This is a genomic window from Acinetobacter amyesii, from assembly GCF_023499985.1.
Classification (GTDB): Bacteria; Pseudomonadota; Gammaproteobacteria; order Pseudomonadales; family Moraxellaceae; genus Acinetobacter; species Acinetobacter amyesii.
This window is the reverse complement of the sequence record NZ_JAMCOU010000031.1, coordinates 36,063-48,871: the sequence shown is the minus strand read 5'-3', so window position 1 is coordinate 48,871 and position 12,809 is coordinate 36,063. Positions and strand designations below refer to the sequence as shown.

Sequence of the window (12,809 nt, the reverse complement as noted above, 5' to 3'; positions counted from 1 at the left end):
TTTGTTCCTTATTTCAATTCTGCAGATACGATGCCGAAGCCCGCAATCCACTCACTAATATCTTCGTAGCAATGTGTTGTCATGTCGTATTCGCCCACTTCATGTAGTGCAGCAAAAGCAGCCATCCAAGAACGAACTTCTTGACCGCCACGACCGCCTTCAACACGAATTTCAGCTTCAGTCATCGCTTCAATGGCAGCAAAGTCAGCTTTGGCGAAAGTATCAAGCAATGCACGATCCCATTCTGGGTTTAAAGGCACTGCGACAGAAGTATCACCCGCTGCGAGTTTTTGACCGACAGCAATAATTTTGCCTTGACGTGTATTACGTGCCTCTTCAGTTGGATTACGACCTGCAATCAGGAACTCTTCCACTTCTGGTGGAACTGAACCCATTTGCGGCGTTGGTGGATCATGAGACAAACCACCTGTACCCAAAACAAGTACACGTTCATTCTCTAAGTTCAATGATTTAATGAACTGACCGACTGCACGACCCAAAGCGACTGTACGCTTGGTTGTTGGCATCGGTGCAGCTGCACCATTGATAAAAATTGGAATCGTTGGATAACGATCAAGCTTGCCACCACAAAGGAAATGTAATGGTTGAGTCACACCGTGGTCTGCCTGCATACGATAAGAGTATGCAACATCGACACCTTCATCCAATACGCGACGAACCAGACTGATTGCTGTTTCTTCAGGCACATTGATGTGGTCATTGTCTTTACCATAATCCCAATCACCTGCTGCTTTGGCACGAATACCGACGCAGAAAGATGGCATGAGGTCATAGAAGAAACCATTGAAATGGTCTGGACCAAAAGTAATGATCAATGTTGGATTATAGTCTTCAACTTCTTTAGCAAGTTTGGCAAAAGTTTCGCGAACTTTTTCCTCTTTGTATTTCTCTTGCGGAGAAGCGAATTCCATTAGGGGACTGTGCGATGCACAAATAAGTTTAACGGCCATGGGTGACTCCTAAACGGAAGGCAGCCAAGACGGCTGCCGAGTAAGTCCTTTACGTATTTGGCGAATTAAATCTCGTCAAAGAAGCCAGCACGTGGTTGACGTAAACCACGGATACCCAGACCACATTCAGCATTAATTAAAACACCAGTTAATGGGCGGTTGTTTTGACGAGAAGCCAATAACACGTATGAACCAGTCATATCTTCAGGTTCGGGTAAGAAATTGAGCGGCATGCCGCGTGCAATCTTCTCAGGATCACGTGCATCGAGTAGACCGAGGTTTTCTTGGCCTAAAGAAGCAGCACCTTTGATGTTTACATTCATACCCGACGGAGCAACAGCGTTCACTCGTACTTTAGGCGCAAGCTCATAGGCTAATTCTTTCATAATCCCAACGCCAGCATGCTTAGACGCTGTGTATACAGGGCCTCCGCCTGCCGAATACAGTGCTGAGTTAGACAAAGTAAATATGATAGAACCTTCCGAAGCTATCAATGCATCAAGTGCAGCTTTGGCACCTAAGATGAGAGATTTGGTGTTAATACCCATAATCTCATCAAAAGCTTTTTCCAGCTGTTCACCCGATGTATTGACGATATCTGCGTAATGATCCCAGATACCTGCGTTTCCAACGAAACAGTCAAGTTTGCCATAATGTTCTACAGTTGCTTGAACTGCACGAACATTATCCTCATAGCTGGCTACATCTCCTGCGATCGCAAGCACGCGGTCACCAAAATGTTCTTTCAATGCATCAACTTTCGATTGAGAACGTTGAAGAACAGCAACTTGTGCACCTTCTTCTAAGAAACGTTCAACCAATGCCCAGCCTAAGCCTGAACCACCACCGGTAATAAGTGCAACTTCGCCTTGTAGCCAACCCATGATTACTCTCCTGCCATCTCTACGTATAAAGCACCATCTTCAACAATCACAGGGAATGTTTTGATAGGATCTGTTGCTGGTAAGCATAATGCTTGACCAGTTTTCAAACAGAATCGAGCCGAATGAAGTGGACATTCAACAGTGCCATCATCTTCTAGGTAACCTTCAGACATTGAAGCATTACCATGTGAACAACGGTCGTTCATCGCGAAAAATTCGCCATTGTTGTTGAATACTGCAAGCGCATCGATACCGTTAACGCCGCAATCTACTTTCAATGCTTCGCCTTCGTCTAATTCGTCAACTTGGCAAACAAAAATCTTATTCATTAGAAGAACACGCTCAGGTTATGTGAGTTGTAAGTCACCTGATCAAGGGTAATCTTACGGTTGAAGATTTCGAAACCTTGCTCAGTGTCGACTTTGCGGATCTTGTCGTGACGCTTACCACAGTAGATTGTTACATCTTTCTCTTTCTGAGTACGGTACAACAAGTACGTTACGTAAACGTCGTATTCGCCTTCAACTTCAGTCGCTTCAACAATTACATTTGAAACCATGTGTGTTGTACGTGAAGGAGGTTCTTCGGCCCATGCCATACCTGTCTCAAGACGGGCAACACGGCGTTCCAACAAATCTTTGGTATCGTTAAATACCCAAGTTGTAGGTGGCTCGATCGAACGGCGACGGTCACGAGTTTGAGCGTTCGGTGTAGTACGCAAGGTATAAGAAATATCTTCTGCCAATACGTCTAACCATTCGCGGAATTTCCAGTCGTCAAGCAATTTTGCTTCACGATAGAGGAACTGACTAATTTGGTGATGAAGTTCTAAACTGATTTGACTCATTTCATAAGCTCCTTCTCATATTCGTCAGCCGCAGCTTCAACGTCTTCCCATTTTTCATGAATCAATAAATCTGCCCAACGGCGGTACATACCACGTGCTGCAGTCTCAGAGAAAATATAGTTAGTGATACCCGGGATACCATCTTCACGTACTTTCTCGTTGCCTTTACCCATTTCCATAATGAGTTTGTTTTGACGTGCTTTATAACCACGTAATACTTTTTGGATTTCGATCCAGTTTTCAGAGTCATCTTGCTCTAGAAAACCAGCAGGACCGAAGGCACGTGTTGCAGAACGTTCAAATGCTGCTTGTACATCTTCTGGCGCGTCCGCATCACAGATACAGAATGCCCATACTTCAGTCTTGTTTGGACCACGTGGGTGCCATACACGAAGCGTTGCAGTACCGTTCAACCAAGATAGTGTTGGGAACATGGTGTTGTGACCAGCAAGACGCAGTGCACGAGTTTCCCCTAGGCGTTCTTTCACTTCTTCATACGTTTCACGGAAGTAGTTTGCTACTTCACCATCCACCCATACGTTTGCGTCTGGTTTCTCAGTGAAGAAGAAGCCTGAACCGTGACCACGTGAACCGTATTGGATCGCGTCTTTCGCAGTTTCCCAAACTGGACGGGCAGTTTGTGCAGCACCTAATTTCTTAGAAGATTCATCATCTGGTTTAGCACCAAGCACCTGAATCGCAGATGCATGAGAGAACAACGCGTGGTATTGGTCAGAAGCGAACTGTTCAGCTGCAAATTTCCAGTTACAGTCGATTTCCCATTTGTGTACACCACCAACGATCACAGTACCACCTTCACGACGGTCTACAACGCCGTCCAGGTACCAAGCGATATCGCCCATGTATTCTTCTAGATCTGGAGTTGTTTCATCCCAGCAGCCGAATACTAAGCCTTTGTATGATTTAACGCGGTTAACTTCTACCAGACCCCATTGCTCTTTACATGCACCATGTGGGTAAGCACGATCTTCAAGCGGGATATCTTTTAGAGAACCGTCAATACCGTATGACCAGCCGTGGTATGGGCAAGTGAACGCACGTGTATTACCACAGTCCGCGAAGCTCACACGCATAGAGCGGTGACGACATTGGTTTAAGAATGCTTTGATTGAGCCATCTTTTTGACGTGCCACGATGATTGGATCTTCACCCATATAAGTATTGAAGAAATCGCCAGCTTTAGGAATTTGGCTCTCATGGCATAGGAATAACCATGTACGACCGAACACACGTTCTAATTCAAGTTCGTAGATGTCTGGATCTGTATAGATAGATGGCGTGATACGTCCATTTTGTGCATCGACTAAAGCATCGATTTCGCGCACATCAATTTTTCCACTCATGAAAAGCTCTCCTGTGACCATAAGGCACAAAGTAATAGACTCAACTTTTCAACGATGATGGATTTTAGAGCGATATTCGGGAAATATTTATTTTGTTTTAATTAAGAGATTTTATGGATTATTACGGTAGATTTTTTTTATAGTATTTTTTTTAAATTACCGAGAACACCATTTATTTCGTGAATGGCAAAATAATCCTCACGCAATAGTTGTTTATAGATTATACTGAACGAACTTCTAAGTAAGACATTTTTTGGATTACTCCACGGGTTGATTATATGGAATTACGACACTTACGCTACTTCATTACTGTTGCTGAAGAACTCAATTTCAGTAAAGCTGCGTTAAAACTTTATACTGCTCAACCTTCTTTAAGCCAACAAATTAAAGATCTTGAAGAAGATGTCGGCGTAAAATTGTTGCACCGGACTAAACGCAAAGTTGAGCTCACAGAAGAAGGTGCCGTATTTCTAGAACAAGCACGTTTGACACTAGCTCAAGCAGACAAGGCCGTAGCGATGGCACGTCAGGTTTCACAAGCCAAACAACAGATGCTGCGCATTGGTTTTGTGCCTGTCGCAGAGATGAAAATCTTCCCATACGTCTTGCCAAATCTGCGTGTTCAAAACCCAGAACTCAAAATTGAATTACTTAGTTTAAATAATCGCGATCAGATGAAATTGCTGCAAAAAGGTGAACTAGATATCACTTTTACTCGCAATAACTTTCATAGCGACGAAATTGAAAGTCAGTTTGTACTACGTGAACCATTGATCTTTATTTTACCCAAAGATCACCCTTTAGCGAAGTACGAACGTATTCCAGTTAAAGCATTGAATGGTATTGATTTTATCATTCCTGCACGCGAACAATCAGGCACATTGCATGAAGCCATTTTAGACTTTGCTTCTAACCATGGCGTTCAATTTAATATCGTGCAAAAAGCCGACAATATCCTGTTTAACATTAACTCCATCGGCATGGGTTTAGGCTGCACGATCCTACCGGGATACATCGCGCCATTGACCATGAACAATACTGTCATTCGTCCTTTAGATGTCGAATTACCGTATCTAGACCTGTACGTAAGTTACCGAAAAACGGCGAGTTCTGTGGCTGTAGATAAATTCCTTGAACTGCTAACCAAAGTTTTTTATCTCGATATCAATCGCGAACAGCGTTAATTTTCGCCAAGTCATAATTTATAGATATAGCACCATTATTTTTGAAATAAATAATGGTGCTTTTTTTATGGCTAAAAAGTCGCTTTTTTAATCGTTTAAATTTTTTAATCGACGCATTTTATCTATCATGCATATCGACTTGATGGAAAATAACTTATAAATTTTAGTTTAGATATTGATAAAAATTGCTAAGAATAGCCGATTTACAACTTAAGTCTAATAAATAATTCCCCTTCCCCAACCATTTAGATGAGCTTATTTTATGCCTTTTTACTGATTTAGGCCGTACACTGTCGACCTTTTAATGAGAATAATACTCATTTAAAGTATTTCTGTCAAAAGATTTATATAAAAAAAAGGATGGCAAAACCATCCTTTTTTTGAATTTCATGTCAGTGACAAGAAATTACACACCACGCGCTTTTAAATAATCTTTAATCACGGTGTTGAATTCTTCTGCTTTTTCAACTTGAGACCAGTGGCCACATTGGCTGAAAATATGCGCATCAGCATGAGGAACGGTATTCAAAATATCCCACGTACGAGATACAGGAATCACCACGTCTTGTACACCATGAATAAGCAATACTGGCACAGTAATGTCTTTCATTTTTTCAAAGTCGAGTGGGAATTCGAAACGGTCACGGTCGCGTGCGCCAACAACATCCATCAAACGATTTGATGCATAGTCATTTGCAGCAGATGCAAAACGTACTTTTACCAATTCGTCTGTGATCAAGTCTTTGTTTACAACAAACATAGACAAGGTTTTCTTGATGCCTTCTTCGGTTAATACAGGGTTCGCATGTGCTTTAAGTGCTGCAGTTTGTTTCGCGCCGCCTGTACCCATAGACACGATACCCAATACACGTTCTGGATAGTCCAAAGCCATTTGGAATGCTAACCAGCCACCGAGTGAGTTACCCACTAACCAAGTTTTTTCAATACCTAGGGCATCTAACGTACGTACAGCGTGATCAACCCAAGCACGGATACCATAAGCAGTATTCGGTGCAACAACAGTTTGACCATAACCAATCGTATCGATAGCGATACAACGTGCTTGTTCACCAATTTGTGGAAGGTTTAACCACCAGTTTGCAGCAGCAGATACACCTGTACCTGAACCGTGTAAAAATAGAATTGGTGTACCTTCACCCACTTCGTGGTAATGCGTTAATTCGCCTTCAGCAGTTTCAATCCATTTATCTTCTAAACCAAAGAATGAATCAGTTGTATAGTCAGGAATCTGAACAGTGCTCATACATGCTCCTCGTATTGCGTAGAGCTTATGTTTCAATCCATAACGGATTTAAACACAAGGGGGACTCTTTTGGATTTTGTGGTTTTTACAGTCTCATATTACCTGTTCAGCCACTGCTAACTGATACATATTTACGATCATAAACAACAAATAGACTATAATTTAAGTTATTGTTTTTTAAATATATAACTCAAAAATATATCCATAAAATCTTTGAGGTATTTCTTTTTTAAATAACCCAGCAAATAAAAAGGGAAGCAATGAATCCACTTCCCTCTTTTTTATCCTGAGAAATTAGAACTTATAGGTATAAGTTGTCGCGACACGGTACTCTTGCAAGTCAGATTTGTAATCGAAATCGGCATCGATATACATTGCCTGGAAGCCTAAGCCCTTCAACTTACCTTCAGGCACGGTGTAGTTCACAATTAAGTTCAATTCATCTGACTTCTGATCTTTAAGACCAGCAATTTCTGCATCTGAACCTGTGAAATACACAGCAGTTGTATTTAAGCCTTTCACACCCATTTCTGAGAAATCATAGCCATAAGTAAAGCCCCATGATTTTTCATTTTTTGCAGTAAATGTTGCTATACCCCAGTTGACTAAGTACGGCTGCGGCACCCATCCACCCAGTGTTGGGAATGCATTATCACCAAACATTTGTTGATAACCCAAACCAAAGGTATGCGAACCGTAATTCACTTTCGCACCTACCGATAACGCTTGGTTATCAATTTCGCCATACAGTTTGTCACCCGAATCTGAGTTGTCAAAATAACGGATATGGCTATCCAGTTTGGCTTTGTCACCTAACTTAGTTTTATAGTTCGCGCCGACATATTGCTGTGTGTAAATGTCTTGAACATCGGCATACCAATAGCTACCACCAATTTCAGGTGTAAATTGATGGTCAATCCCCGCAATATACATCCCGTCAGATGCTGGACCGTTGTCAAAATGACCTATTTTTCCATTCGGCAGCTCTTTACCTGGTGAAAATAAAGTTAAATCACGGAATTGGTTGTCATAACGGTTATTGATCCCGTCAATGTATGCCAAAGTTAACTTGGTATCTTTAATCTCTTTCGATTCTAACCATGCACCGCTATAAGTCGTCATTAGCTGACGAGATGGATCGAAAACCAACACTGGAGACACTGGTAATAACTCACCCACTTTCAACTCAGTTTCAGATACTTTGGCTTTAAGGGTCACGCCCACTTTACCAAAGTTATCTTTTGATTCTTTACCATCGTGCGGCAAGATCCAGTCTGGGTTTTTATCACGTGCATTAAGTTTAAATGCATGTTGAACCAAAAGGTCAGCACCCACTTGAATACCTGCACCAATATCTTGATACCCTGACTTGGCATCCAAAGTCACACCCTGTGACCATGAACCCCAGTTACCCGCCGGATTTTCTTTAATTTGACGGTCTAAGTAGAAGTTTTTAAATTTCAATTGTACTTGGCTGTCGTCAACAAAGTCCGCATAAGTTGCAGATGTTCCTAATGTTGCTGTCGCAGCAAGAATTGCTATCCATAAATTTTGACGACGCATGGCTTATTTCCCAGTAATCAAATTAAGCTATGGCACCATCATGCTCAACAATACCTTGGAAAAAAATCCGACTACAGTATTAAGGTTTATCAGGCTTTTGTACAACTTGAACTTTGGAAGCTATTTCTGCTTATTTTCCTTAGAGATTAAAACAATAACTCTTTTTTATCATTTAGAACGACTGATTAAATTAACCCCATGTTTTATTAACGTAAAATAGAAAGTTTTTTATTTTTCGCAATTACATACGCTGTATTAATTGCTTTTAAGTTTAATGAAAGTTTTTTACTGAGATTTATCCTTATTTGAGTTATAAAATTTAGCTATCACATAATATTTAATTTATATAATCATCAACAACTTAAAGTTAAATTTTAATACTATGGCTGCTCGAAATCAGCCATTGGTTCGCAGAACTTTTCTTATTTCAATCCGCTTTCTATGCATCAATTCAATCTCAACTAAAAACCAAGCCCATATAGTCAGTTGAGACATAAAAAAAGCGCCCATTTCGGGCGCTTTTTGATTTAAAGCAAATTAAGCATTGGCTTCTTTTGCTTTAGACATGGTCAATGCCAAATCTTCGATCATATCTTCTTGACCACCAACAGTACCACGACGACCAAGCTCAAGAAGAATTTCACGCGCAGAAACGCCATATTTCGCTTCAGCACGTTTCGCGAATAACAAGAATGATGAGTAAACACCGGCATAACCTAAAGTTGCTGCATCACGGTCAGCACGGATCTGATGTGTCATCATTGGAATGATTAAATCTTCCGCAACATCTTGAACTTTAAACAAGTCCACACCTGTCTCCATTTGCATACGGTTGGCAACCGCAACAAACAATTCAAGTGGAGTATTACCTGCACCTGCACCTAAACCTGCAGAAGCTAAATCGACACGCGTTGCACCAGCTTGAACCGCTGAAACAGAGTTCGCAACACCCATACCTAAGTTATGGTGACCGTGGAAACCGATTTCGATCTCTGAAGCCAGGTTGGCACGTAAAATACCCACGCGGTCAGTCACGTCTTGAGGCAACATATAACCAGCAGAGTCAGTCACATAAATACAGTTTGCACCGTATGACACCATTTTGCTGGCTTCTTCCAAAAGTTTTTCAGGAGTTGCCATGTGCGCCATCATCAAGAAGCCCACAGTGTCCATGCCAAGTTTACGTGCAGCAGTAATGTGCTGTTCAGAAACGTCAGCTTCAGTTGAGTGCGTTGCAACACGAATGGTTGCTACACCAACATCATGTGCCATTTTCAAATGGTCAACCGTACCAATACCAGGAAGTAAAAGTGCAGATACTTTCGCCTGTTTTAGGTTTGGAATCACCGCTTTTAGGTATTCTTCATCGGTTGCTGCTGCAAAACCATAGTTCACAGAGTTACCGCCTAAGCCGTCACCATGCGTAACTTCGATTAAAGGTACACCTGCATCATCCAAAGCAGTTGCAATGGCAACCATTTGTTCAGGTGTAGTTTGATGGCGCATAGGATGCATACCATCACGTAAAGTCATATCATTAATAATAATCTTAGACATTTTGGTATTCCTTAAGCTTCAGCAGTGTTTAATACGCGTTCTGCAAACATTTCTGCAGTACGTGCAGCTGCCGCAGTCATAATGTCGAGGTTACCTGCATATTTAGGAAGATAATCACCTAAACCTTCAACTTCTAAGAAGATTGAAACACGGTTACCGTCAAATACAGGACCATTTACAAGTTTGTAACCTGGTACATATTTTTGAACTTCAAGAATCATCGCATGTACAGATTCAGTGATTGCTGCTTGATCTGGTTCACCTTCAACAAGACAGTGAACAGTATCACGCATCATCAGTGGTGGCTCAGCAGGGTTAATGATGATGATCGCTTTACCTTGTTTCGCACCGCCCACTTTTTCAATAGCGCCAGCAGTCGTACGAGTAAATTCATCAATGTTTTTACGTGTACCTGGACCCACAGATTTTGTTGATACTGTTGCAATGATTTCGCCATATTCAACAGGCTGAACTCGTGAAATCGCAGCAACCATAGGAATCGTTGCCTGACCACCACATGTCACCATATTGACGTTCGGAACTTCACCGGCATCCAATAACGCTTCTAAGTTTACTGGTGGTACGCAGAATGGACCGATTGCAGCAGGTGTTAAGTCAATCATTAACACGCCAAGTTCATTCAATTTACGGCTGTTTTCAGCATGAACATAGGCAGAAGTTGCATCAAATGCGATTTTAATGTCGTCTTCAATTACGTGTGCAAGTAAACCATCTACGCCTTCAGCAGTGGTTTTTAAACCCATTTTAGCAGCGCGAGCCAAACCTTCAGACGTCGGGTCAATACCAACCATCCATACTGGTTCTAAAAATTCGCTGCGTTGAAGTTTGTAAAGCAAGTCAGTACCAATGTTCCCTGGACCGATCAATGCACATTTAATCTTTTTCATGAATGTGTACTCTTAAAAATTCCGTAAAACCCAAGCTTATTTCGCTGCAAATGCTGCAGTCACAGAACCAAAGCCTTCAATTTCAACTTTGAATTCATCACCAGGATTTGCCACAACCATTGGGCCTAAGGCACCGGTCAATACGATGTCACCTGCAAGCAATGGACGACCACGACGAACCATTTCGTCAGCCAACCACACTGCTGCATTTAATGGGTTAGAAAGACACGCTTTACCCACACCTTGTGAAACCACTTCTTCACCACGCGTCATGACCATTTTGCAATTTACAAGGTCAAGATCTGCAAGTTTTACCGGCTTAGAACCCAGTACAAAACCTGCTGAAGATGCGTTATCTGCCACAGTATCAATCAACGAGATTTTCCAGTTTTCGATACGGCTATCGACCACTTCAATGGCAGGCAGTGCATATTCTGTTGCACTAATAATGTCTGCATAGGTGTGTTTTTCTTTGGTCAAATCTTGGTTAATCACCAAAGCAATTTCTGCTTCAACTTTTGGCTGAATCAATAAACCAGCAGGGATTTCTTCACCATCGCCATACGCCATGTCAGCAAACAACATACCGAAGTCAGGTTGATCAACGCCTAACTGCGCTTGTACAACTTTTGATGTTAAGCCAATTTTACGACCTACAAGGCGACGACCTTCTGCCACCGCACGTTTGGTATTCACTTCTTGAACGGCATAAGCAATATCTACATCAGCACTTTCACCACCAAGTTGTGGACGGATCGGTGCAATCGCAGCCTGATTTACTTCCGCATCGCGTAATGCTTGCGCAACTGATTCAACAACAGCAGAATTCGACATCAATGTTTCCTTAAACTGCAAAAATTGGATGCACAACGTGTTTCATCCCGATCACCATCAAAATCAAAGTGATGAAAGTCATGTCAGGATTCGCCTAAAGCATTTCACTTGACATACTACACGTTATGTTTAGATGCATTTAGCATCGAGATTTTAGAAAGTGAATACCAATACTTATTTTATTTATGACTATAGCTATTAGCTATAAATTAATCATTATTTATTATTAATATTCAAAAACTTAAGTCAAAATAATTAAATAAAATTCACTATTTTTTTCGCCCTTAAATCTGAATCTCTACTAAAAAACTTGGCTTATACGACTAAAAGATAAGATTAAAAGATTATTTTAGCGTCAGGCCAGCTTTTACACATAGGTGTTCAATTTCATATGATTTAGTTTAATAAATTGGAAATTTAAAAATAAATCAATAAACAACAATAAGATAAAACCAAAAATTCAAACAAAAAATCTATTCCAGCTTGTGGTAAAAGGCCAAATAGTTGCGCTCAACTTTTTAAGGTAAATTTGCTAGAAGACTGCTTGTTATTGTAGAAAAATCTAGTGTTATTACTTTTTTAAATAATTGAATTTACTCATTTCATCAAGTAGAGCTTGCGTTACTATTCATTTGGTAACAAAAAAGGTGAAAACAAATTTCACCCTTTTTACTCGTTTGTATCTAAAACTATACAGCTAGACGTAATTTCACGTGTTCTAGTAGAAATTCAGTCAAATCACCTACGCTATGTGCAATATGTAAGGGTTGAAAACACTGGAGTGTTTCTACAGTATGCACTCCATAGCTCACGCCTACACGTGGCATCTGAATATTGAGGGCCATTTCTAAATCATACGACGTATCACCAACCATAATGGCTTGATCGGCACGTAGTCCTGTTTCCGCCAAAATTTCTGCCAACATCAACGGATCTGGCTTAGATTTGGTTTCACTGGCTGCACGTGTCGCACGAAACAACTCATGACTTTGCGTTTGAGCCAAGACACGGTCTAGACCTTTACGACTTTTTCCTGTTGCAACAGCCAATTGTAGACCGGCATCGCGTAATTCCTGCAACATATCCGCGACACCATCAAACCACATATCCCCTTTGGAATGGGCCACATAGTGATCGGCATAACTTTGCAAAATGTCGCTGTGCAATTCAGGAACCGTCGGAAATAACCGCTGTGCGACTTCCGGCAGACCTAAACCAATAATACTTTTCGCATCAGCATCGGTCAGCGGCTGTGAATATTGATCTGCTGCAAATTTTAAACTCGCTACAATTTGACCCACAGAATCAAATAAAGTGCCATCCCAATCGAAAATGACTAGTTTTACAGCTGAGTTCATACGTTTTCCTAGATTTGATTCAGTGTTTGGTAATTCAGATTCTGGAGTGCATCAATTTATTTAGCTCACCCCGGC

At 41.2% G+C, this 12,809-nt stretch carries 12 protein-coding genes; 1 reads left to right on the top strand and 11 read right to left on the bottom strand.

What is annotated here, in order from left to right:
• Positions 1-8: 8 nt before the first annotated feature.
• The 5 genes from M5F03_RS08870 to hcaE form a co-directional block, all read right to left on the bottom strand.
• Entirely contained in the window at positions 9-971 is a 963-nt protein-coding gene (locus M5F03_RS08870) for a 3-carboxyethylcatechol 2,3-dioxygenase (RefSeq protein ID WP_180007135.1), read from the bottom strand.
• A 65-nt stretch (positions 972-1,036) separates the two neighbouring features.
• The gene (gene hcaB, locus M5F03_RS08865) at positions 1,037-1,855 is read right to left on the bottom strand and encodes a 3-phenylpropionate-dihydrodiol/cinnamic acid-dihydrodiol dehydrogenase (RefSeq protein ID WP_078192772.1); all 819 of its coding nucleotides are present in this window, start codon (positions 1,853-1,855) and stop codon (positions 1,037-1,039) included.
• A 2-nt stretch (positions 1,856-1,857) separates the two neighbouring features.
• Complete coding sequence (hcaC, locus tag M5F03_RS08860) at positions 1,858-2,184, bottom strand: 3-phenylpropionate/cinnamic acid dioxygenase ferredoxin subunit (RefSeq protein WP_067763933.1); 327 nt, start codon at positions 2,182-2,184, stop codon at positions 1,858-1,860.
• Positions 2,184-2,702 (bottom strand): 3-phenylpropionate/cinnamic acid dioxygenase subunit beta, encoded by a 519-nt coding sequence (gene hcaF, locus M5F03_RS08855; protein WP_078192773.1) that lies wholly within the window; start codon positions 2,700-2,702, stop codon positions 2,184-2,186. The genes hcaC and hcaF overlap by 1 nt, the downstream gene beginning before the upstream one ends.
• Entirely contained in the window at positions 2,699-4,066 is a 1,368-nt protein-coding gene (gene hcaE, locus M5F03_RS08850; protein WP_078192774.1) for a 3-phenylpropionate/cinnamic acid dioxygenase subunit alpha, read from the bottom strand. Before hcaE ends, hcaF begins: the two co-directional genes overlap by 4 nt.
• Before the next feature lie 278 nt (positions 4,067-4,344).
• On the opposite strand from hcaE, the gene hcaR reads away from it, so the two are divergent.
• Positions 4,345-5,250: a DNA-binding transcriptional regulator HcaR gene (gene hcaR / locus M5F03_RS08845; RefSeq protein WP_078192775.1), complete on the top strand. Its 906-nt coding sequence runs from the start codon at positions 4,345-4,347 to the stop codon at positions 5,248-5,250.
• A gap of 406 nt (positions 5,251-5,656) precedes the next feature.
• On the opposite strand, the gene M5F03_RS08840 is transcribed toward hcaR, so the two are convergent.
• From M5F03_RS08840 to M5F03_RS08815, 6 genes are all read right to left on the bottom strand, one after another.
• On the bottom strand, positions 5,657-6,514 hold the full coding sequence (locus tag M5F03_RS08840) for an alpha/beta fold hydrolase (RefSeq protein ID WP_078192776.1): 858 nt from the start codon (positions 6,512-6,514) through the stop codon (positions 5,657-5,659).
• A 294-nt stretch (positions 6,515-6,808) separates the two neighbouring features.
• Complete coding sequence (locus tag M5F03_RS08835) at positions 6,809-8,077, bottom strand: OprD family outer membrane porin (protein WP_249708061.1); 1,269 nt, start codon at positions 8,075-8,077, stop codon at positions 6,809-6,811.
• A gap of 537 nt (positions 8,078-8,614) precedes the next feature.
• Positions 8,615-9,634 (bottom strand): 4-hydroxy-2-oxovalerate aldolase, encoded by a 1,020-nt coding sequence (gene dmpG, locus M5F03_RS08830; protein WP_111884105.1) that lies wholly within the window; start codon positions 9,632-9,634, stop codon positions 8,615-8,617.
• A gap of 11 nt (positions 9,635-9,645) precedes the next feature.
• Positions 9,646-10,542, bottom strand: a complete 897-nt coding sequence (locus M5F03_RS08825; protein ID WP_078192779.1) for an acetaldehyde dehydrogenase (acetylating) — start codon at positions 10,540-10,542, stop codon at positions 9,646-9,648.
• 36 nt (positions 10,543-10,578) lie between these two features.
• Complete coding sequence (mhpD, locus tag M5F03_RS08820; protein WP_078189749.1) at positions 10,579-11,376, bottom strand: 2-keto-4-pentenoate hydratase; 798 nt, start codon at positions 11,374-11,376, stop codon at positions 10,579-10,581.
• 689 nt (positions 11,377-12,065) lie between these two features.
• On the bottom strand, positions 12,066-12,734 hold the full coding sequence (locus tag M5F03_RS08815) for an HAD-IA family hydrolase (RefSeq protein WP_111884106.1): 669 nt from the start codon (positions 12,732-12,734) through the stop codon (positions 12,066-12,068).
• Positions 12,735-12,809 lie beyond the last annotated feature (75 nt).

Bases quoted from the DNA above. Each gene is read 5' to 3' on its own strand.
- M5F03_RS08870 (WP_180007135.1), bottom strand. From the start codon at position 971: ATGGCCGTTAAACTTATTTGTGCATCGCACAGTCCCCTAATGGAATTC.
- hcaB (WP_078192772.1), bottom strand. From the start codon at position 1,855: ATGGGTTGGCTACAAGGCGAAGTTGCACTTATTACCGGTGGTGGTTCA.
- hcaC (WP_067763933.1), bottom strand. From the start codon at position 2,184: ATGAATAAGATTTTTGTTTGCCAAGTTGACGAATTAGACGAAGGCGAA.
- hcaF (WP_078192773.1), bottom strand. From the start codon at position 2,702: ATGAGTCAAATCAGTTTAGAACTTCATCACCAAATTAGTCAGTTCCTC.
- hcaE (WP_078192774.1), bottom strand. From the start codon at position 4,066: ATGAGTGGAAAAATTGATGTGCGCGAAATCGATGCTTTAGTCGATGCA.
- hcaR (WP_078192775.1), top strand. From the start codon at position 4,345: ATGGAATTACGACACTTACGCTACTTCATTACTGTTGCTGAAGAACTC.
- M5F03_RS08840 (WP_078192776.1), bottom strand. From the start codon at position 6,514: ATGAGCACTGTTCAGATTCCTGACTATACAACTGATTCATTCTTTGGT.
- M5F03_RS08835 (WP_249708061.1), bottom strand. From the start codon at position 8,077: ATGCGTCGTCAAAATTTATGGATAGCAATTCTTGCTGCGACAGCAACA.
- dmpG (WP_111884105.1), bottom strand. From the start codon at position 9,634: ATGTCTAAGATTATTATTAATGATATGACTTTACGTGATGGTATGCAT.
- M5F03_RS08825 (WP_078192779.1), bottom strand. From the start codon at position 10,542: ATGAAAAAGATTAAATGTGCATTGATCGGTCCAGGGAACATTGGTACT.
- mhpD (WP_078189749.1), bottom strand. From the start codon at position 11,376: ATGTCGAATTCTGCTGTTGTTGAATCAGTTGCGCAAGCATTACGCGAT.
- M5F03_RS08815 (WP_111884106.1), bottom strand. From the start codon at position 12,734: ATGAACTCAGCTGTAAAACTAGTCATTTTCGATTGGGATGGCACTTTA.